21 protein-coding genes are annotated in these 21264 nt (G+C 53.3%); 8 read left to right on the top strand and 13 right to left on the bottom strand.

The genetic code is table 11. The features are described 5' to 3' along the window. Nucleotides 1-58 precede the first annotated feature (58 nt). Entirely contained in the window at nt 59-691 is a 633-nt protein-coding gene (crp, locus tag SK33_RS01680) for a cAMP-activated global transcriptional regulator CRP (RefSeq protein ID WP_000242758.1), read from the top strand. 51 nt (nt 692-742) lie between these two features. Continuing rightward, nucleotides 743-2830 (top strand): YccS/YhfK family putative transporter, encoded by a 2088-nt coding sequence (locus SK33_RS01675; protein ID WP_003023605.1) that lies wholly within the window; start codon nt 743-745, stop codon nt 2828-2830. 91 nt (nt 2831-2921) lie between these two features. Here SK33_RS01675 and argD read toward each other — a convergent pair whose 3' ends face one another. The 5 genes from argD to ppiA form a co-directional block, all read right to left on the bottom strand. Continuing rightward, complete coding sequence (gene argD / locus SK33_RS01670) at nt 2922-4139, bottom strand: bifunctional acetylornithine/succinyldiaminopimelate transaminase (RefSeq protein ID WP_048218767.1); 1218 nt, start codon at nt 4137-4139, stop codon at nt 2922-2924. An 85-nt stretch (nt 4140-4224) separates the two neighbouring features. Beyond that, a complete protein-coding gene (pabA, locus tag SK33_RS01665) occupies nt 4225-4788 on the bottom strand; it encodes an aminodeoxychorismate synthase component 2 (RefSeq protein WP_003023601.1) in 564 nt (187 codons plus the stop codon). Between the two features lie 31 nt (nt 4789-4819). After that, nucleotides 4820-5422, bottom strand: coding sequence for a putative adenosine monophosphate-protein transferase Fic (locus SK33_RS01660; protein ID WP_048218768.1), 603 nt, complete (start codon nt 5420-5422; stop codon nt 4820-4822). Beyond that, on the bottom strand, nt 5412-5579 hold the full coding sequence (locus SK33_RS01655) for a YhfG family protein (protein WP_003023597.1): 168 nt from the start codon (nt 5577-5579) through the stop codon (nt 5412-5414). The genes SK33_RS01660 and SK33_RS01655 overlap by 11 nt, the downstream gene beginning before the upstream one ends. 106 nt (nt 5580-5685) lie before the next feature. After that, complete coding sequence (gene ppiA, locus SK33_RS01650) at nt 5686-6258, bottom strand: peptidylprolyl isomerase A (protein ID WP_003023595.1); 573 nt, start codon at nt 6256-6258, stop codon at nt 5686-5688. Nucleotides 6259-6522: 264 nt separating this feature from the next. Here ppiA and tsgA point away from each other — a divergent pair, with 264 nt between their 5' ends. From tsgA to SK33_RS01620, 6 genes are all read left to right on the top strand, one after another. Further along, entirely contained in the window at nt 6523-7704 is a 1182-nt protein-coding gene (gene tsgA / locus SK33_RS01645) for an MFS transporter TsgA (RefSeq protein ID WP_003023593.1), read from the top strand. 306 nt (nt 7705-8010) lie between these two features. Next, a complete protein-coding gene (nirB, locus tag SK33_RS01640) occupies nt 8011-10554 on the top strand; it encodes an NADPH-nitrite reductase large subunit (protein ID WP_003023592.1) in 2544 nt (847 codons plus the stop codon). After that, nucleotides 10551-10877 carry a nitrite reductase small subunit NirD gene (gene nirD, locus SK33_RS01635; protein ID WP_003023590.1) on the top strand — a complete coding sequence of 109 codons (327 nt, stop codon included), beginning with the start codon at nt 10551-10553 and terminating at the stop codon, nt 10875-10877. Before nirB ends, nirD begins: the two co-directional genes overlap by 4 nt. A 186-nt stretch (nt 10878-11063) precedes the next feature. Continuing rightward, nucleotides 11064-11873, top strand: a complete 810-nt coding sequence (gene nirC / locus SK33_RS01630; protein ID WP_048218930.1) for a nitrite transporter NirC — start codon at nt 11064-11066, stop codon at nt 11871-11873. A gap of 15 nt (nt 11874-11888) precedes the next feature. Then, the gene (cysG, locus tag SK33_RS01625) at nt 11889-13262 is read left to right on the top strand and encodes a siroheme synthase CysG (RefSeq protein WP_048218769.1); all 1374 of its coding nucleotides are present in this window, start codon (nt 11889-11891) and stop codon (nt 13260-13262) included. A gap of 271 nt (nt 13263-13533) precedes the next feature. Next, nucleotides 13534-13704, top strand: a complete 171-nt coding sequence (locus tag SK33_RS01620; RefSeq protein WP_003837939.1) for a YhfL family protein — start codon at nt 13534-13536, stop codon at nt 13702-13704. A gap of 65 nt (nt 13705-13769) precedes the next feature. On the opposite strand, the gene SK33_RS01615 is transcribed toward SK33_RS01620, so the two are convergent. From SK33_RS01615 to yhfZ, 8 genes are all read right to left on the bottom strand, one after another. Next, the gene (locus SK33_RS01615) at nt 13770-14858 is read right to left on the bottom strand and encodes an aminotransferase class I/II-fold pyridoxal phosphate-dependent enzyme (protein ID WP_048218770.1); all 1089 of its coding nucleotides are present in this window, start codon (nt 14856-14858) and stop codon (nt 13770-13772) included. A 13-nt stretch (nt 14859-14871) separates the two neighbouring features. Further along, nucleotides 14872-16176 (bottom strand): YhfT family protein, encoded by a 1305-nt coding sequence (locus SK33_RS01610; RefSeq protein ID WP_032950373.1) that lies wholly within the window; start codon nt 16174-16176, stop codon nt 14872-14874. Nucleotides 16177-16187: 11 nt separating this feature from the next. Then, nucleotides 16188-16541 (bottom strand): DUF2620 domain-containing protein, encoded by a 354-nt coding sequence (locus SK33_RS01605; RefSeq protein WP_003023576.1) that lies wholly within the window; start codon nt 16539-16541, stop codon nt 16188-16190. 10 nt (nt 16542-16551) lie between these two features. After that, complete coding sequence (locus SK33_RS01600; RefSeq protein WP_048218771.1) at nt 16552-17430, bottom strand: phosphotriesterase-related protein; 879 nt, start codon at nt 17428-17430, stop codon at nt 16552-16554. Continuing rightward, nucleotides 17427-18653 (bottom strand): phosphopentomutase, encoded by a 1227-nt coding sequence (locus SK33_RS01595; protein WP_003847972.1) that lies wholly within the window; start codon nt 18651-18653, stop codon nt 17427-17429. The genes SK33_RS01600 and SK33_RS01595 overlap by 4 nt, the downstream gene beginning before the upstream one ends. Then, entirely contained in the window at nt 18653-19816 is a 1164-nt protein-coding gene (locus SK33_RS01590) for a YhfX family PLP-dependent enzyme (RefSeq protein WP_003023571.1), read from the bottom strand. The genes SK33_RS01595 and SK33_RS01590 overlap by 1 nt, the downstream gene beginning before the upstream one ends. A gap of 83 nt (nt 19817-19899) precedes the next feature. Then, nucleotides 19900-20262 (bottom strand): hypothetical protein, encoded by a 363-nt coding sequence (locus tag SK33_RS01585; protein WP_003023568.1) that lies wholly within the window; start codon nt 20260-20262, stop codon nt 19900-19902. A gap of 15 nt (nt 20263-20277) precedes the next feature. Next, nucleotides 20278-21183: a GntR family transcriptional regulator YhfZ gene (gene yhfZ, locus SK33_RS01580; protein WP_044701428.1), complete on the bottom strand. Its 906-nt coding sequence runs from the start codon at nt 21181-21183 to the stop codon at nt 20278-20280. Nucleotides 21184-21264 lie beyond the last annotated feature (81 nt).

The following is a 21264-nucleotide window of genomic DNA, read 5'->3' as shown; positions in this document are numbered from 1 at the left end:
CCCAGAGACAGGATGTTTTTTGGCTCTGGAGACAGCTTATAACAGAGGATAACCGCGCATGGTGCTTGGCAAACCGCAAACAGACCCGACTCTCGAATGGTTCTTGTCTCATTGCCATATTCATAAGTACCCATCGAAGAGCACGCTGATTCACCAGGGTGAAAAAGCGGAAACGTTGTACTACATCGTTAAAGGCTCAGTGGCAGTGCTGATCAAAGATGAAGAAGGGAAAGAAATGATCCTTTCTTATCTGAATCAGGGCGATTTTATTGGTGAATTAGGCCTCTTCGAAGAAGGTCAGGAACGCAGCGCCTGGGTCCGTGCTAAAACTGCATGTGAAGTCGCTGAAATTTCCTACAAAAAATTTCGCCAATTAATCCAGGTCAATCCAGATATTCTGATGCGCCTGTCCTCTCAGATGGCTCGCCGTCTGCAGGTCACGTCTGAAAAAGTGGGCAACCTTGCCTTCCTCGACGTTACCGGTCGTATCGCGCAGACTCTGCTGAATCTGGCGAAACAGCCTGATGCGATGACCCACCCGGACGGCATGCAGATTAAAATCACCCGTCAGGAAATCGGCCAGATCGTTGGCTGCTCCCGTGAGACCGTCGGTCGTATTCTGAAGATGCTGGAAGATCAGAACCTGATCTCCGCACACGGTAAGACCATCGTCGTCTACGGCACACGTTAACCCCATCGAAGTGGCGCGTTACCCCGTAATGCGCCACTTTTGTTTGCTCCGATGTGGCGAAGACTGATATACCACCCAGAGATCAACTACGCACTACGACAAACGCTGGTGCTATGTTTACCTGTGGCCGTCGGCCTGATCATCGGTCAGCTTCATCTGGGACTCCTCTTTTCCCTCGTCCCTGCCTGCTGCAATATTGCCGGTCTTGATACCCCGCATAAGCGCTTTTTCAAACGCTTAGTGATTGGCGCGTCTTTGTTTGCCGGATGCAGTCTGATCATGCAATTACTGCTGGCACAGACTATACCGCTGCCGCTGATCCTCACCGGCCTGACGCTGATTCTTGGTGTAACCGCAGAATTAGGCCCTCTGCATGCGCGACTACTACCTGCCTCGCTTATCGCGGCAATTTTCACACTCAGTCTGGCAGGTAACATGCCCGTCTGGGAGCCGCTGCTAATCTACGCGCTGGGCACATTGTGGTATGGCCTGTTCAACTGGTTCTGGTTCTGGATGTGGCGCGAGCAGCCGCTGCGTGAGTCGCTCAGCTTGTTGTACCGCGAATTAGCCGATTACTGTGAGGCCAAGTACAGCATGCTGACCCAGCATGCCGACCCAGAAAAAGCGCTGCCTCCCCTGCTGGTGCGCCAGCAAAAAGCGGTGGATTTAATTACCCAGTGCTATCAGCAAATGCATATGCTGTCGGCGCATCGCAACAACGATTATAAGCGCCTGCTACGTGCCTTTCAGGAGGCGCTCGATTTACAGGAACATATTTCCGTTAGCCTCCACCAGCCGGAAGAGGTGCAAAAGCTGGTCGAACGTAGCCACGCCGAACAAGTGATTCGCTGGAATGCGCGCACCGTCGCCGAACGCCTTCGCGTACTGGCCGATGATATTTTGTATCACCGCTTACCGACCCGTTTCTCAATGGAAAAGCAGATTGGCACGCTGGAGAAAATCGCCAACCAGCATCCGGACAATCCGGTGGGTCAATTTTGCTACTGGCACTTCAGCCGTATTGCCCGTGTGCTACGCACCCAGCGGCCACTGTATGCCCGTGATTTAATGGCTGACAAGCAGCGTCGGCTGCCGCTGATCCCTGCCCTGAAAAGCTATCTGTCGTTGAAATCCCCGGCGCTGCGTAATGCCGGACGCATCAGCGTCATGTTGAGCATTGCCAGCCTGATGGGCAGCGCCTTACACCTGCCAAAACCCTACTGGATTTTGATGACAATCCTGTTCGTCACGCAAAATGGCTATGGGGCAACCCGGGTACGTATTTTACACCGTTCAGTAGGGACGCTCGTCGGCCTGGTGATCGCCGGCGTCACGCTGCACTTTCATATTCAGGAAGGTTACACGCTGGCAGGCATGCTGCTGATAACCCTGGTGAGTTATCTGACCATCCGCAAAAACTACGGCTGGGCTACCGTCGGCTTTACAGTCACCGCGGTATATACCCTGCAACTGCTGACGCTGAACGGGGAACAGTTTATCGTGCCGCGGTTTATCGATACGGTCACTGGCTGCCTGATCGCTTTTGGCGGGATGCTCTGGCTGTGGCCGCAGTGGCAGAGCGGTTTACTGCGTAAAAACGCCCACGATGCGTTAGAAGCCGATCAGGAGGCCATTCGCCTGATTCTTAGCAACGATCCCCAGGCCACACCGCTGGCGTATCAACGCATGCGGGTCAACCAGGCGCATAACACGCTGTTCAACTCACTTAACCAGGCGATGCAGGAACCTGGGTTCAACTCGCACTATCTGGCGGACATGAAACTGTGGGTTACGCATAGCCAGTTCATCGTCGAACACATCAACGCAATGACTACGCTGGCAAGGGAACATACGATGCTGACGCCGGATTTGGCGCAGCGATATCTGGAGTCCTGTGAAATTGCGATCCAGCGCTGTCAGCAGCGGCTGGAATATGACGGACCCGGAAGCTCCGGCGATGTGAATATTCTTGAGGCGCCAGAGATGCTGTCCCATGGGCCTTTAAGCACCCTTGAGCAGCATCTGCAGCGGGTTTTGGGGCATCTGAACACCATGCATACCATTTCGTCGGTAGCATGGCGTCAGCGACCGCACCACGGGATCTGGCTGAGCCGCCGGTTGCGGGACATGAAAGGTTAAGGTCGACTGCCGGATGCGCTACGCTTATCCGGCCTACGAATCACACCTTACCCTGTAGGCCGGATAAGGCGCTCGCGCCGCCATCCGGCAATCAGCCCACCACCTTCGCCACGGCCTGCGCGAAGCGCTGCATCCCTTCATCGATATCGGTCTGCTCCACCACCAGCGACGGCGCGAAACGCATCACGTCCGGTCCGGCGTTCAGTACCATCACGCCTTCATTCGCCGCGGCGTACAAGAAATCACGCGCCCGGCCTTTAAACTGCGGCTTCAGTTCGGCGCCAATCAGCAGTCCCATACCGCGAATGTCGCTGAAAATGTCAAACTGCTGGTCAATTTTCTGCAAATGCTGAACAAACGCCTGGCGTTTGGCCTGAATACCTTCCAGCACTTCCGGCGTGTTGATGATATCAAACGCAGCTCCCGCAACCGCGCAGGCCAGCGGGTTACCGCCGTATGTGGAGCCGTGTGAACCCACGTGGAACGCGGAGGCAATCTCCTGGGTGGTCAGCACCGCGCTCACCGGGAAACCGCCACCGAGCGCCTTGGCGCTGGTGAGGATATCAGGCGTCACGCCGTAGTGCATATAGGCAAACAGTGAGCCAGTACGCCCCATCCCGCTCTGTACTTCATCAAATACCAACAGCGCCTGGTGCTGATCACAGAGCTCACGCAAGCCTTGCAGGAATGCCGGCGTTGCCGCAGTAACGCCACCCTCGCCCTGAATAGGCTCGATCACCACCGCGCAGGTGTGATCGTCCATCACCGCTTTGACCGCATGCAGATCGTTAAACGGGACATGGATGATATCTGCCGGCTTTGGTCCAAAGCCGTCGGAATATTTCGGCTGCCCGCCGACGGATACGGTAAACAGCGAGCGGCCGTGAAACGCGTTATGGAAGGCAATGATTTTGGTTTTGAACGGGCTATGACGCACGCAGGCATAGTGGCGCGCCAGCTTAAAGGCGGTTTCGTTAGCTTCGGTACCGGAGTTCATGAACAGTACGCGTTCGGCGAATGTTGCCTCAATGATTTTACGGCCTAAGCGCAACGCAGGTTCGTTGGTGAAAACGTTGCTGGTATGCCACAGGGTTTCACCCTGGGTTTTTAACGCCTCAACCAGTGCAGGATGGCAATGCCCTAACGCGGTAACTGCAATGCCGCCCGCGAAATCAACATACTCTTTACCCTGTTGATCCCATACTCGACTCCCTTTCCCTTTTACCGGGATAAACTCAGCCGGTGCATAAATCGGCAGAATCACTTCATCGAATGTCGCGCGTGTAATTGCAATTTGTTCAGTTGCCATGTCATTACCACCCTGTTAAGCAGAAATGCTAGTGAAATTATAATCACAAAATATGAATAAAAAATCACTGAATAGCAACCACAAATCACCGGTTGAGGAAATTAGCCAGCAGCTGATGCCCCTGTTCGCTGAGAATGCTCTCCGGGTGAAACTGCACCCCTTCCATATCCCACTCCCGGTGGCGAATACCCATGATCTCCTGCGTTTCACTCCAGGCGGTCACCTCAAAGCAGTCAGGAAGGGTTTCGGGAGCAACCACCAGAGAATGGTAGCGCGTTACCGTTAATGGATTGGCGAGCCCCTGAAAAACGCCCTGCCCGTTATGCGTAATCGGCGACGTTTTACCATGCATCACTTTCGCCGCCCGAACCACGGTCGCGCCAAAGGCCTGCGCCATCGCCTGGTGCCCCAGACAAACGCCCAGCAGAGGGATCTTCCCTGCGAAATAGCGAATAACCTCCAGCGAAATACCGGCGTCATCCGGCGTACAGGGTCCCGGGGAAATGACGATTTTTTGCGGGCTCAGCGCGTCAATTTGCGCCAGCGTCAGATCGTCGTTGCGCCTGACAAGGACATCTGCCCCCAGTTCGCAGAAGTATTGGTACAGGTTCCAGGTAAAAGAATCATAGTTATCGATAAGCAGGATCATGGCGGCTCCGGTACATAAGAACCGCGCTATTCTACTCAGTTTCCAGTGCTTCGCTTACCACTTTACGAAATATCGCCCGCAGTGCAGACAGGTCACCCATCGCCCCGCTCTGATTAGCCTGATTCCACTCCTCAACCGGAATGCCATCCCAGCTCAGCACATACCCTGCATGAATCGCTAACTGTTCGAAGAAAATACGCTGCGCCAGACCGCTACCAATGCGAAACGGATGCAGCACATTGATTTCGCAATAATAGTGCGCAAGACGATCGACAAACTTGTCTTCCAGTAATCCCACCAGCCAGGACTCATCTTCCAGGTCCTGCATCAGTGCATTGCCCTCTTTCTCGATATAGGCGAAATGGCAAAAGCGAGTATCGCCCTGGTAAATATCGACTTCGCGCAGGTGTCCCGCCCAGTCAAAAATATCCCGATACAGCTGGCGATGAATGGCGCACAGGTGCGGTAAGCCCCGTTTAAGCGGCCCCAATTCGATAGTCGCCGCACGCAGCGCCGTCAGTTCATAAGCCGCCTGCGCCAAACGCTGCGCCTGATGAATCCCCAGACGGTTACGCATGACATTCAGGCCCGGATATAAATACGGGTCGCGACCATCACCGAATTTATCGCTCATAGTGCCTCCTCAGCTCTTCAAGACGCGCCAGAGCGTCTTCAGCACTCAGAGTAACCCGTAGAATATCTACGCCTTCCAGCCGTCGGCTGGCCTGGAAATTAGCGTTTCGCCGCTGTTCCCACAGCCTGGACTTTTGTTTATCGGTGAGTTTTTTCACGTGACCTCCCTGAATGAGCCGACACTTGCCACAAGTATAAGCAGCAATTTCGGGTTACGCAGAGAGAGGGGGGAACGCGGGCAAGAACTACCCGCGCTAGATGCGATTACGGCAGAACTTTAGCAGAAAGGATAACAATCGGTTTTGACGGAACATTCTGGTATGGACCGACATCATGGGTCTGTACCTGAGAGATCTTATCCGCGACATCCATACCTTTCACAACTTTTCCGAAGACAGCATAGCCAAAGTCGCGCTGGCCGTGATCGAGGAAAGCGTTGTCTGCAATGTTGATAAAGAACTGGCTGGTCGCGCTGTCTTTATCCGCTGTACGCGCCATAGCAATCGTGCCGCGGGTGTTACGCAGTCCGTTATCGGCTTCATTCTTGATTGGCGGGTTAGGTTTCTTCTGCTGCATCTGCTCGGTAAAACCGCCACCCTGCACCATGAAGCCAGGGATCACACGGTGGAACGTAGTGTTGTTATAGAAACCGCTGTTGACATAATCGACAAAGTTTTGCACTGAAACCGGGGCTTTCTGACTGTTCAGCTCCAGCTCAATGTTACCAGCAGAGGTTGTCAGCAGAACATGAGGATCACCTTTTGCTGCCAGTGCTGCGGGAGAGAGAGCAGAAAGAGCGAGAACAGCTGCAACAGCCGCCAGAGTCGATTTGAGCATGAGAATTCCTTAACAAGAGCAGAAATGAAGCAAGTGAATTGATTCTAAAGAGCCTTCAAGGACAAGGCCATCCCTTTACCTAATTTTACGTACTTGAAACAAATGTAACCTTACTGCCGCATGAATCAATGCGATTTAGATCACATACAAAAATGTAATAAACAAACTCATTACCAATAAATATTTAAATACATCACAAAAGCGCCTAAAATCTGCCCGCTCACGGCGCAGTCAATGCGCCTTACACTTCTATACAGGCCAGTCATGACTAACAGCAATCGCATCAAGCTCACATGGATTAGCTTTCTCTCCTACGCCCTGACAGGTGCGTTGGTAATTGTCACCGGGATGGTGATGGGAAACATCGCAGATTACTTCCATTTGCCCGTTTCCAGCATGAGTAACACCTTCACCTTCCTGAATGCCGGCATTCTGATCTCTATCTTTCTAAATGCATGGCTAATGGAAATCGTGCCCCTGAAAACCCAGTTGCGCTTCGGCTTTATCCTGATGGTACTGGCAGTCGCCGGACTGATGCTCAGCCATAGCCTGGCCTTGTTCTCTGCCGCCATGTTTGTATTGGGTCTTGTGAGCGGTATAACCATGTCGATTGGTACGTTCCTGGTAACTCAAATGTACGAAGGTCGCCAGCGCGGTTCACGCCTGCTGTTTACTGACTCCTTCTTCAGCATGGCCGGTATGATTTTCCCGATGGTTGCCGCGTTCCTGTTAGCGCGCAGCATCGAATGGTATTGGGTCTATGCCTGCATCGGCCTGGTATACGTCGCCATTTTCCTGCTGACCTTCGGTTGTGAATTTCCGGCACTGGGTAAACACGCTCAGCAGTCAGATGCGCCGGTAGTAAAAGAAAAATGGGGGATTGGCGTGCTGTTTCTGGCGATCGCCGCACTGTGCTACATCCTCGGTCAGTTGGGCTTTATCTCCTGGGTTCCGGAATACGCCAAAAGCCTGGGTATGAGCCTGAACGACGCAGGTAAACTGGTCAGCGACTTCTGGATGTCTTACATGGTTGGCATGTGGGCGTTTAGCTTCATTCTGCGTTTCTTCGATTTGCAACGCATCCTGACCGTACTGGCGGGTCTGGCCACCGTACTGATGTATCTGTTTATCACGGGTACGCCGGAACATATGCCGTGGTTCATTCTAACGCTGGGCTTCTTCTCCAGCGCGATTTATACCACCATCATTACCCTTGGATCCCAGCAGACGAAGGTCGCCTCACCCAAACTGGTTAACTTCGTTCTGACCTGCGGCACCATCGGTACTATGCTCACCTTCGTGGTAACCGGCCCTATTGTGGCACATAGCGGCCCACAGGCGGCATTGCAGACGGCTAACGGCTTATATGCGGTTGTATTCGTAATGTGCTTTATTCTTGGCTTCGTCACGCGTCATCGCCAGCATAACGCGCCAGCAACGCATTAATTTCAGTGCCGGGGGCGCTTCGCTAGCCCGGCCTACACACTGCCGGATTGTATCCACATCATCCGGCATATTTTCGCCTCCTCTCTTCTTTCTCTGGTCATGTAGGCCAATTCTTACAAAAACCCCTTAATTTGTACGCTATTTGTACAAACACGAAAACTCAAATAATTCCGTCACTTATAAAAATGCTGACAAATCAGTTATATACCTCTTAAGGAGTATATAAGGGCGAATTTGATTTGCATCAATAAGTGCGGTTGCTGAATCGTTAAGGTAGGCAGTAATAGAAAAGAAATCGAGGCAAAAATGAGCAAAGTCAGACTCGCTATTATCGGTAATGGTATGGTCGGCCATCGCTTTATTGAGGATCTTCTTGATAAATCCGACGCTGCCAATTTTGATATTACCGTCTTCTGTGAAGAACCCCGCAAAGCATACGACCGCGTACACCTGTCTTCCTACTTCTCCCACCACACCGCCGAAGAGCTTTCTCTGGTGCGTGAAGGATTCTACGAGAAGCACGGCGTTAAGGTGTTAGTGGGCGAGCGCGCAATTACCATTAACCGCCAGGAGAAAGTAATCCACTCCAGCGCAGGTCGTACGGTTTACTACGATAAGCTAATCATGGCGACGGGCTCTTACCCGTGGATCCCACCGATTAAAGGTTCGGAAACCCAGGACTGCTTCGTTTACCGCACCATCGAAGACCTCAACGCGATTGAGTCTTGCGCGCGCCGTAGCAAACGCGGTGCCGTGGTCGGCGGTGGCCTGCTGGGCCTGGAAGCCGCTGGTGCGCTGAAAAGCCTCGGCGTTGAAACCCACGTGATTGAATTCGCCCCAATGCTGATGGCTGAACAGCTGGATCATATGGGTGGCGAGCAGTTACGTCGCAAAATTGAAAGCATGGGCGTGCGTGTGCACACCAGCAAAAACACCAAAGAGATCGTTCAGGAAGGCACCGAAGCGCGCAAAACCATGCGTTTTGCCGACGGTAGCGAACTGGAAGTCGATTTCATCGTCTTCTCTACCGGTATTCGTCCACGCGACAAACTGGCCACCCAGTGCGGCCTTGACGTCGCGCCACGCGGCGGTATCGTCATTAACGACACCTGCCAGACTTCTGACCCGGACATCTATGCCATCGGCGAATGCGCAAGCTGGAACAACCGCGTGTATGGTCTGGTCGCTCCTGGCTACAAAATGGCGCAGGTTGCCGTTGACCATATTCTCGAAACTGAAAACGCCTTTGAAGGCGCGGACCTGAGCGCCAAGCTGAAGCTGCTCGGCGTTGACGTCGGCGGTATTGGCGACGCGCATGCTCGCACGCCGGGCGCACGTAGCTATGTCTATCTCGACGAAAGCAAAGAAGTCTACAAACGCCTGATCGTTAGCGAAGATAACAAAACCCTGCTCGGCGCGGTTCTGGTTGGCGACACCAGCGATTACGGCAATCTGCTGCAGTTGGTGCTGAACGCCATTGAACTGCCGGAAAATCCAGATTCACTGATTCTGCCAGCACATGCGGGCAGCGGTAAGCCATCTATCGGTGTCGATAAACTGCCGGACAGCGCGCAGATTTGCTCCTGCTTTGACGTCACCAAAGGCATGCTGGTTGCCGCTATCAACAAAGGCTGCCATACCGTTGCGGCGCTGAAAGCGGAAACCAAAGCCGGTACCGGATGTGGCGGGTGTATCCCGCTGGTAACGCAGGTCCTGAACGCCGAACTGGCGAAACAGGGTATCGAAGTTAACAACAACCTGTGCGAACACTTCCCGTATTCACGTCAGGAACTGTTCCACCTGATCCGCGTAGAAGGCATTAAAACTTTCGAAGAGTTGCTGGCTAAACACGGTAAAGGTTACGGCTGCGAAGTGTGTAAACCTACCGTGGGTTCCCTACTGGCGTCCTGCTGGAATGAGTACATCCTCAAACCACAGCACACGCCGCTGCAGGACACCAACGACAACTTCCTGGCTAACATCCAGAAAGACGGTACTTACTCCGTGATCCCGCGCTCTGCGGGCGGTGAAATTACCCCTGAAGGCCTGGTGGCCGTGGGCCGTATCGCGCGTGAGTTTAACCTGTACACCAAAATTACCGGTTCTCAGCGTATCGGTCTGTTCGGCGCGCAGAAAGATGACCTGCCGGAAATCTGGCGTCAGCTGATTGAAGCGGGTTTTGAAACCGGCCACGCGTATGCCAAAGCGCTGCGTATGGCGAAAACCTGCGTAGGTAGCACCTGGTGTCGTTATGGCGTCGGCGATAGCGTCGGCTTCGGCGTGGAGCTGGAAAATCGCTACAAAGGCATTCGTACCCCGCACAAAATGAAATTCGGCGTCTCCGGTTGTACCCGCGAATGTGCGGAAGCTCAGGGCAAAGACGTGGGTATCATCGCCACTGAGAAAGGCTGGAACCTGTACGTTTGCGGTAACGGCGGGATGAAACCTCGCCATGCAGACCTGCTGGCAGCAGATATCGATCGCGAAACGCTGCTCAAGTATCTTGATCGTTTCATGATGTTCTACATCCGTACCGCCGACAAACTGACCCGCACCGCACCGTGGTTAGACAATCTGGAAGGCGGTATCGAGTATCTGAAGTCCGTCATCATCGACGACAAGCTGGGCCTGAACCAGCATCTTGAAGAAGAGATGGCCCGTCTGCGTGAAGCGGTGGTCTGCGAGTGGACAGAAACCGTTAACACTCCATCCGCGCAGGTTCGCTTCAAACACTTTATCAACAGCGATAAACGCGATCCGAATGTCCAGGTTGTGCCTGAACGTGAACAACATCGTCCGGCCACGCCTTATGAGCGTATCCCGGTGACTCTGGTGGAGGAAAACGCATGAGCCAGTGGAAAAACATCTGCAAAATCGATGACATTCTGCCTGCAACAGGCGTCTGCGCCCTGTTAGGTAACGAGCAGGTTGCGATTTTCCGCCCGTATCACAGCGACCAGGTGTTTGCGATCAGCAACATCGACCCGTTCTTTGAGTCCAGCGTGCTTTCTCGTGGGCTGATTGCTGAACACCAGGGCGAATTGTGGGTTGCCAGCCCGCTGAAAAAACAGCGTTTTCGTTTAAGCGACGGACTGTGCATGGAAGACGAACAGTTCTCCGTGAAACATTACGAAGCGCGAGTGAAAGACGGCACGGTGCAACTGCGCGGTTAATTAATTTTTGGGAGGCGCAACGCCTCCCCTTTTTTGACGTATTTGTAGGTCTTTTATTGGTAGGCCTGATAAGCGTAGCGCCATCAGGCAATTGCAAAAGCACATTGCCGGATGGCGGCATAAATGCCTTATCCGGCCTACGGTTACGATTTCTTTTTATTTTTGTACTTCAAGGATAATCAACACATGTTCACAGACACTATCAATAAGTGTGCGGCTAACGCTGCGCGCATCGCACGCCTGTCGGCAAATAACCCGCTCGGGTTCTGGGTCAGTTCGGCAATGGCAGGGGCCTATGTTGGCCTCGGCATCATCCTTATTTTTACCCTCGGTAACCTGCTCGACCCGTCCGTACGTCCGCTGGTGATGGGTGCAACCTTTGGTATCGCCTTAACGCTGGTTATTATTGCCGGTTCAGAACTGTTTACCGGTCACACCATGTTCCTGACGCTTGGCGTCAAAGCGGGCACCATCAGCCACGGCCAAATGTGGGCTATCCTACCGCAAACCTGGCTGGGAAATCTGGTCGGATCCGTGTTTGTCGCCCTGCTTTATAGCTGGGGAGGCGGCAGTCTGCTGCCGGTCGATACCAGCATCGTCCATTCGGTCGCGCTGGCGAAAACCACCGCGCCTGCAACGGTGCTGTTCTTTAAAGGCGTACTGTGTAACTGGTTGGTTTGTCTGGCAATATGGATGGCAATCCGTACCGAAGGCGCGGCAAAATTCCTCGCTATCTGGTGGTGTCTGCTGGCGTTTATCGCTTCCGGCTACGAGCACTCGGTGGCCAACATGACGCTGTTTGCCCTCTCCTGGTTCGGTCATCACAGCGAAGCTTATACCCTGTCAGGAATTGGTCATAACCTGCTGTGGGTGACACTCGGTAATACTTTGTCCGGTGTCGTATTCATGGGATTAGGTTATTGGTATGCTACGCCAAAATCGGAGCGTCCGGCTCCGGCAAAAATCAACCAGCCAGAGGCGGCTGCTAATAATTAATTAAGGGGTAATGTCGTGGACCATTTGCCTATATTTTGTCAACTACGTGACCGCGACTGCTTGATCGTCGGCGGTGGTGATGTCGCAGAACGCAAAGCGCGGTTACTGCTGGAAGCGGGCGCCCGTTTAACGGTTAATGCACTGGCGTTTATTCCGCAGTTCAAAGTATGGGCAGATGAAGGCATGCTGACGCTGGTTGAGGGACCGTTCGATGAGTCCCTGCTCAACACCTGCTGGCTGGCTATTGCCGCCACCGATGACGATGCCGTCAACCAAAGCGTCAGCACCGCCGCGGAGTCACGTCGTATCTTCTGCAACGTGGTCGACGCGCCAAAAGCAGCCAGTTTTATCATGCCCTCCATTATCGACCGCTCGCCGCTGATGGTGGCGGTCTCCTCCGGCGGGACATCGCCGGTGCTTGCCCGTCTGCTGCGTGAAAGGCTTGAATCCGTACTGCCTCAGCATTTGGGCCAGGTCGCACAATATGCCGGCAAGTTGCGCTCCCGGGTGAAGCAACAGTTTGCCAGCATGGGTGAACGTCGCCGCTTCTGGGAAAAATTGTTTGTGAATGACCGCCTGGCGCAGTCGCTGGCTAACAATGACCTAAAAGCCGTCGAGGAAACCACCGAGCAAATGCTCAGCGAACCGCTGGATCACCGTGGTGAAGTGGTGCTGGTTGGCGCCGGTCCTGGCGATGCCGGACTATTGACGCTGAAAGGGTTACAGCAGATCCAGCAAGCGGATGTCGTGGTTTATGACCGCCTGGTTTCCGACGACATCATGAACCTTGTCCGCCGCGATGCAGACCGAGTGTTCGTCGGCAAACGTGCGGGCTATCACTGCGTACCGCAGGAAGAGATCAATCAGATCCTGCTGCGTGAAGCACAACAGGGCAAGCGCGTGGTACGACTGAAAGGTGGCGACCCGTTCATCTTTGGCCGTGGTGGCGAAGAGCTGGAAACGCTGTGCCATGCCGGTATTCCATTCTCTGTAGTGCCTGGTATTACCGCAGCCTCTGGTTGTTCTGCCTATTCCGGCATTCCACTGACCCATCGTGATTACGCTCAGAGCGTGCGTCTGGTTACCGGACACCTGAAAACCGGCGGTGAGCTGGACTGGGAAAACCTGGCGGCCGAGAAACAGACGCTGGTGTTCTACATGGGACTGAATCAGGCAGCCACCATCCAGGAAAAACTGATTGAGTTTGGCATGCAGCCTGATATGACCGTCGCGTTGGTAGAAAACGGGACTTCCGTGAAGCAACGCGTCGTCAACGGGGTTCTGACGCAGCTCGGCGAGCTGGCACAGCAGGTTGAAAGTCCGGCGCTGATTATCGTCGGTCGCGTGGTTGGACTACGCGATAAGCTGAACTGGTTCTCGAATCATTAATTGAATGCTAATAAATGCCCTGATATTCAGGGCATTTATTTATGATTCACAAAAGTTAATATTTAATCTAAATAAAATATCATCCATAGCATTCATCAATTTATTAAAAATAGATACATTTCATAGCATTTTAATTCATTAAAAATATAATTTACCCTAACATTATCATGTCCTTATTCGGACTATTTAAAATCTTCCTTAGTTGATATCTTAATCGCCGAGAAATGGATTTCATCCATTTAATAAATAGATATTTTACAAGGATTTTATCATGTTTAAATTTGCAAAAATCACCATCGTGGCAGGTGTACTGGCTACGCTGACCGCATGTACTGGTCATATTGAAAACACAAAAAACAACTGTAGCTACGATTATTTATTCCATCCGGCGATTTCAATTTCTAAAATTATTGGTGGCTGCGGCCCGGCTGCAAATCAATAATATACGCGATTGCGCAGATACAAAAAAACCGGGAATTTCCCGGTTTTTTCATTTTAGATTTACGCTCACTCACATGCACTCACGCTTTCCCGCAAAATACGCAGCACCGTTTCTTCTCCACTTCGGTTAGGATTAATGCGAATCGCATAATCACCCAGCAACGGATTCGCTTCACGGAAGGTCCCGGAGAGGCGATAAAACAGCGGCGGGATTTCATATTTCGACTCCGCTCCTACCGGATACGGTAGCGCACCTCTCTCTTGCGCCGCTTTCAGCACACGGGCGGCAATCGGCTGGTGAAACTCCACGATCAGCACCTTCGACTGGGCATTAGCAATAACCGCTTTTTTCACCTCAGGTATCACTCCACTATCGAGCAGATTCAGCAGACGCTCAGAAACGCCAGCCTGCACCGCATGCATCACCGGTGCGAAAACCAGACCGCGAAGTACCTCGAGCGCCTGCGCCCCCTGAATCTGGCTGCCGCCGGAATAGAGGGTGCTACGGATTTTAGCGATGACCTCTGCCTTGCCGACAACCGCCCCTACGCCTTCCGGGCCGAAGAGCTTAAAGCAGGAAAAGGTGGACAGCGTCGCCCCACACTCGCAGCCGATACCCTCTACTTTCATCACCGCGTAGTTATCATCGGTTAATGTCGGTACGCCGCATTGTGTTATTTCCGCCAACACATCCGCTAAAACGTAATGGTCCTGCGGTTGCTGCCGCGTATGCTGTACCAGCGCGGCATCAGGGCGATACTGCGTAATAGCCCGCATGATTGCCGAGGGACTGTTGAAATCAGCCCTGACCAGGGTGATGCCCATCTGCTCGATGATCACCTGTGTTGTAGGATACACAGGTGCGTCGTGTACCAGCAGCCGCTGCCCGGGTTTGAGCAGTGCGGCCAGCCCGGCGCGAATAGCCCCGGTGCCAGCCCCCTGAACCAGCACGGCGGCTTCAGCATGAAACGCCTCGGCCAGCACCTTTTCCACACGCTGCGTGACCCGGGGCTGATTCAGCCCCGGGGTCAGCCCGAAATCGCCACCGGCCAGAAAGTCAGCGCCAGGAAAGTGACGGCAGAGCGTATCCACCAGCGCAAACTGCTTTTGTTGTGCTTGCGCGAGCGTCAGACTTTGTAGAGGGAACGTCTTCATGTTTTACGCCTCCTCAGGCCGGAACAAACAGACCAAACCAGTAGAGAATATTCAGCACAATACCCGTAATCATCACCGCCACGACCGGGGCCGCCATCTTCTGCACCGGACGCCCTATCGATTCGTTAAGGAAGTAAATCGCCACCGCAATCGAGAAACCGGTGTAGCCAGCCATCTTAATGGCGGCAAAAATCGAGCCTATCAGCAGCGCCATTTCCATCAGCATATTCATCGCATTACGAATATTGTCCGATGCGTTACGCACTGACGGATAACGCCCCAGCCATTTGCCAATTGAGCGCAGCAGCAACACTTCCGCGGAAATCACGATAGCGCCAAGGATTGCCGCTATCCACGGGTTCGGTGCCAGATAACCAACGGAATAAACAAAGGTGAAGCCCGCTACCGCGTATACACCGGTTGCCAGCGCGGTGGTGGCAATCAACGGCACAAAACCCAACCCACGCATAAATTCCGCCAGCGCCGCCTGGTTAACCAGCGTCTGCGATTGCTCAGGCGTAATCCCCGCTGAATAGGCTTTTTCCAGCGTAAAAATTGAGACCTCGCTACCAGCAAAAATTTTCATACTGGCAACGGCGGCAATCAGCGCGCCTACAATGGCAATATACGGCAGGTTTTTAATAATCCGTGAGGTTCGTTCTTCAAAGACCGATAGCCCGCTGGCATCCATCTCCTCATCACCGCGATGGCGAATATCATGCGTAATAGCGATCGCCAGCAGCATCATCATCCCCACAAAAATCTCAATTGATTCCGGGTTCAGATGCGGGAAGTAACGCACCACCACCACGCGGGTCATCAGTACCACTACTGCCGCGATAATGCTGTGTTTCCAGCCAAACTGGTAGAAAATCGCCACCAGCGGGAAGAGTGCGAATGCAGAAACCACCGGCGAACTTAATTCACCCAAGCTACCCAGCACATCCACCGGCAGCGCCGTGAGCAGATGGTTCACCGGCAGCAGGCAGGTCAGAATCAATACGCCCCAGATAGCGCCCAGACCGAACGCCAACAGGCTGTTCATTGCCAGCACGCCGAGAATATCCGTCGGCAGGAACAGCAGCCAGGCGTTGAGCAAGCCGGTTTTCAGGGTAAAGGAGATCCCCACCGACGCGACAAAGCCGATACTCAGACCAAACGCGATACTTCCCGCCTCCCGGCGGTTCATGTACCCCTCGATCAGTTGCGGCAGAATCGGGCGGATGCCGTCATGAAAGACGGCCGCCGAGCGGTGTGCCAGAAGTGACGTCATGCCGGTCAGGCAGGCCACCACCACAATCTGAATATACAGATCCATAGTCATGCCTTTTATTTCAGGTGGTTAACCAGCATCGGAATCGCATGTTCAACATGTTCGACGGAGAGACCAAACGCCACTTTCCCTTCCGCAACCATTTTTGCGATATGTTCGTCTTTCGCCTTAATACCCGGCTTGGCGATAGTGCAACTCTTGTTGTAGCCAATCACCGCGATGGCAATCGACAGTGCTGCACCCGCACCGGTGTTACAAGCGCCGATGTAGTAATCCAGTTGTCCGGATTTCACCTTCATCGCCGCTTCCATATCGTTATGAATGGAGACTTCAAAGCAGCCCGGTGCTGCGGTTTCGATGGTTTTTTTAATCTGCTCACGCTGTAAGCCAGCAACGCCAATCTTTTTCATGATTCTGTCCTTATTGGAAAAATTTTGAGGGGTTATCACGTAACATCGTGTCCACATCGGCCTGACTGAATCCTGACTGGAGCAGCTGTGGGATAAAGGTGGTTAACAGATAGTCGTAGCCATTGCCGCCATTGGCTTTTAAATGCGAGCGGCGGGTAATGTCCATAGAGAGCATGACGTGGCTAAGCAGTCCGCAATCGCGTATCGCGTGCAGCATGGCGATGCGTTTCTCGTCCGGGTAATAGTTGTTTTTTCCGATGGTATCGAATTGCACATACGCGCCGAGCTCGATCATGCGTAAGATATTGTCGAGATTATCTTTCAGGTCGCAGTGACCAACGGTTACGCGGGAAAGGTCGACGCCGTGCGCCTGTAGCAACACCAGCTGTTCCACTCCCATCGTGCTAAAAGAGGTATGGGTTGAGATGGGGCGTCCGGTTTCGATGTGTGCCCGCGCCGCGGCGATAAACACCTTCTCTTCAAGCGGCGTAATCACGCCTTCACTAGAGCCAATTTCCGCGATAATTCCGGCCTTCAATTCAGTGCCATCAATACCGATGACTATCTCATCGACCATCTCCTGCGCGAGCTGTTCCACGCTGTGCGCCGCAACATGTTCAGGGAAGAACGCATCCTGGTAATAGCCTGTGCAGGCCACGACGTTGATGCCGGTATCGCGCATCAGGTCGAGCATGAATTGCGGATTACGTCCCATATAGCGGTTGGTCATCTCAATAATGTTGCTGACGCCTAACGCCCGGAGATCCTTCATTTCCTGACAAATGAGATCGTACTGATCTAACCGGCAGTCGAGGTTATTCTTAAATCCGGAGAGATCGATATGCAGATGTTCGTGGACCCAGGTGTAGCCCGTCGGATCAAAGTTCATAAGGTGTCTCCTGTAAGGCGCAATGCCGAGAGAAAAGAACAGCCGTTTTGTGGCGCCGCCGCGCCGAAAAATTCACACACCGTAGCGCCAACATCGGATAACGTCGCCCGGATGCCTAATTGCGCAGGCTCAAGCCCCTGTTGATACACCAATACCGGCACAACTTCCCGGGTATGGTGGCTGTGCCCTATGGTCGGATCGTTGCCGTGATCGGCCATGACCACCAGACAGTCATTTGGCTCCATAGCGGTCAGAAGGCGTGAAAGATTAAGATCAACAAGCTGCAGCCGTTCGGCATAACGTGCGACGTCTTCAGCGTGTCCGGCGAGATCGGTTTCCTGAATGTTGGTACAGATAAATACCGTCGATTCCGCGTTAAATTCGTTAAGCGTGATATCCATAATCTGCTGGCTATCTACCAGGTTTTGCCAGCTGCGCCCGTGCGGATTGCCAACGATGTCCGCCACTTTACCGACCAGCACGGTAGGGATTCCGGCGTCATGCAGTTTTTGCGGTACCTGTACCTGCTCATCTACGCCAAAGCCCATATGCCTGACCTGAAAACCGCTTTCATACGCGCCGGAGCGTGGGGCATTAATGCCGACAAAGCGCCCTTCCATCGTTTCGGCGGCATCCAGAATGCGCTGGCTGTTCGCAAGCTGGCCGCCAAAGGTGATGACGCGCCCGACCTGAACCTGTTCACGCACTACGCGGCCAATCTTTAGCACCTCATCAAACGCAATGGCGGACAGGTTGGCAGTGACGTTGTAGACCTGACCTAAATCCGCCTCTAGGTTATCGCCCACTGCAACCGCATCGTTGACCCACAGAAACGCCAGTTCGCCGCCGCGACGTTCCACCTGCCAGCCTGCGGCTTTTAGCGCTTGCTCAACGCGATCAATGACGTCGCTAAATGGCATCCGCAGCGGGGCCTGAGGCCGTGTGCCTAAAATCTCCTGATGGCCCATAAAGGTATCTCCCCCTTCATGCTGCAGTTCCGCAACGCCCCAGACCGCCGATTCCGAAGGTTTCATCACGCCAGGCGCAAAGCCCAGAGCGTTGATCAGCCCCAACTTCTCAAGCGTTGGCAGCCGTAACTGCGGGAGTTCGCCCAGGATATGACCACAGGTATTCGCTCCGGCATCCTGCGGCCTGACCCGCGTGACGTCTTTCATTGCGCCAACGCCAAAACTGTCGATTACCAACACCACGAATCGGGCCATTAGTCCTCCAGAATATTGCCGAGACTGTCGTATCGCGCGACGATTTCAGCTACGCCGCGCTGAATGCCCGACACCAGCACCACGTCGCTACGCGTCACGAAGATCTGGGTGCGAAAACAGAAGATCACCGCGCTGCTCACCGGAAACTCACCGGCCACAGGCAGGTAGTAGTCAATGCTGCTGTCGTCCACGGGTTTTAGCTTCGCTGCGATCGGCGCGTCATTTTCTGGCGTAAAGACCAGCGCATTTTGCGCATGGCCGCGACGATAATAGCCCCCGCCGTAGCAATAACTGTCCCCGCGAAAATTGTGCGATATCTCGCTCAACCACAGCATCGCAATGCGTTCCGGCTGGTCGCCTTTTTGATTGGAAGGAATGGTGCCGGTCAACGCATGACCCGGCTCCGCATGGGTGACACCATATTCCGCCAGCAAAGGGAGTGACGAACAGCTACTGGCTGACGGCGCATTAAGCTGCTCAATGGCAATCCCGGCCTCAACCAACTGACGTCGGGCATTTACCAGCGTATGCAGATTAGGCGTCGGCATCGTCTGCGCGGAGTTTTCATCCCATAACAGGCATGGGAAATGGGTGAGGCCGCTCAGGCGGAGGCCCGGCAGTCTGCGGATTTCATTGACCACATCCGTCAGATACATCAGCGGAAATCCGCTTTCCTGTCCCGGGTAGAGAAAATCATCTTTGTCGTACACCTTCAGCATCACGTTCTGTTCACAACCGGCCTTCACCGCAGCAGCGGAAACTTCGCGCGCTTTCTCCAGTGAGAACAATGTGATGACTTCAGTACCTTGCGCTACAGCTTCATTGACCAGCCGCGACGGGATCTGCACCAGATGTCCCTGATGCGCAACCGGCAACCCGGCACGGCGCATGACGCGACTCTCCTTGTAATCGACAACCACGATGCCTTCATAGCCAAGCTGCAACAGTTTCTCCGCCAGCCACGGGTTACGTCCAACCTGTTTGGTCATCAGATACAGCGAGATACCATGTTGCCCCGCGACATCCAGCAGACGTTTGCCATTCTCAATGACCTGGTCAACATCAATGACCCAACTATCAGGGGCGATCTTTCCCTGCTGCCATAACGCGATAGCGGCGGAGATTAGCGCAGGGTTCTGGCGTTTCAATGCGTCTATAAACATTTCTCGGCCTCGTTTCTAATCCTTCAGTTAAATATTCATTTTTTTGAATATTTAAGATGCAATAAGCTCATTTCCCAGTGATTTCAGACACCTTCGTTCGCCGCCATCCACAATCCATACAAGTTCGCCAACATATAGCCTTCTTCATTCGCGTGCAGCGCCACCGTAAACTCTTTCATCAGCGCCTGATGTACCAGCAAAATAGTTGGCCAGAGATGAGATTGCGCCAACTCCTCCAGCAACTCACCATCCAGCGCTTCAATCACTTCGCCCTGGCGACTGCGCATTAACGCACTCGCCATATGGGTCATCGCCATGGTTCCTTGCTCGCTGTGAATCGGCAAACGCCACTCTTCATCCAACCGCCTGACCACTTGCAGCATGCCGCTACAAATATCCTTGTCGATAACGCCTGCTTCACACAGCAGGTTAAGCCTGTTTTCCATGTCGTTTGCCTTCACTTAATAACTGGGTTCCTGTTCACCGTTCGCCACACGTTGTTGGTGGGCAAGCAGCGCCTCTTTGTTAACAACGGCGCGCAGTAGCTGCTGCATCGCATAATCCTCTGCGCGGGTAAGTACCACGGCCTCCGTGGCCTGCAAAAATCGCGGGTCGTTGGTGAGCGGCGTAGCTTCTAACCCCAAAACCGCCAGCTCGGCCTCGGCAACCACGTTCCAGATAACCGCATCCACATCCCCTTTCGCAATACGCTGCAAGCTTTCGTGATAAGGCATATCGATCAATTCAACGTCACGGTTGCCAAAACAGGCCTCGGTCATGATTTTCTGATCCGCCGAACGGTTATCGAGTCCGACACGTTTTACATCTGCAGATTCGCCCTTGCGACAAATTAGCTGATGCTCGCCAACGTAGGTATGCGGTCCCAGCGCCAACGTGATACGCAGCCCGTCCTGAGCAAGGTAACTTTCCGCCGCCAGACGAGAAACCACCGCCATGTCGTAGACGCCGTTTAGCAGGCATTCCACGCGAATATCAGCCCCACGCATGTGTGCGTAATAAAACGGGATCCCATCGAACTGCGCTTTCAGCCCACTCGCCAGTCCTTCATATAAACGGGTGTAAGGCAGCGGCATCGCACAGACCACGTTATTAATATCCACATGCTTTAGCAGCGTACGGTTATCCATATCCACCAGATAGCTACCGTTACGCCCACGACGCTCAATACGGATTGCCCCAGAGGATTCCAGCGTTTTCAACGCAGCCTGAGTTAACCCTACCGATGAGTGACACTCGGCTGCCAGTTCATCAATAGTTTTCAATCTGTTACCGCACTTCTCACCGAGCAGATAACGGGCCAGGGTTGTCAGCACAACCCCCTCTTTCTTGATAAATGTCCGACGCATTTTATATTTTCAGTAAATTGAATATTTATATCTTCATTAAAGTGAAGATATAACGCAATGAGGAAATATGCAAACGGCGAG

Origin of the sequence: Citrobacter sp. MGH103 (genome assembly GCF_001034475.2) — a bacterium.
In the GTDB taxonomy this organism is placed as follows: Bacteria; Pseudomonadota; Gammaproteobacteria; order Enterobacterales; family Enterobacteriaceae; genus Citrobacter; species Citrobacter freundii.
This window is presented reverse-complemented; position numbering and strand designations above follow the sequence as displayed.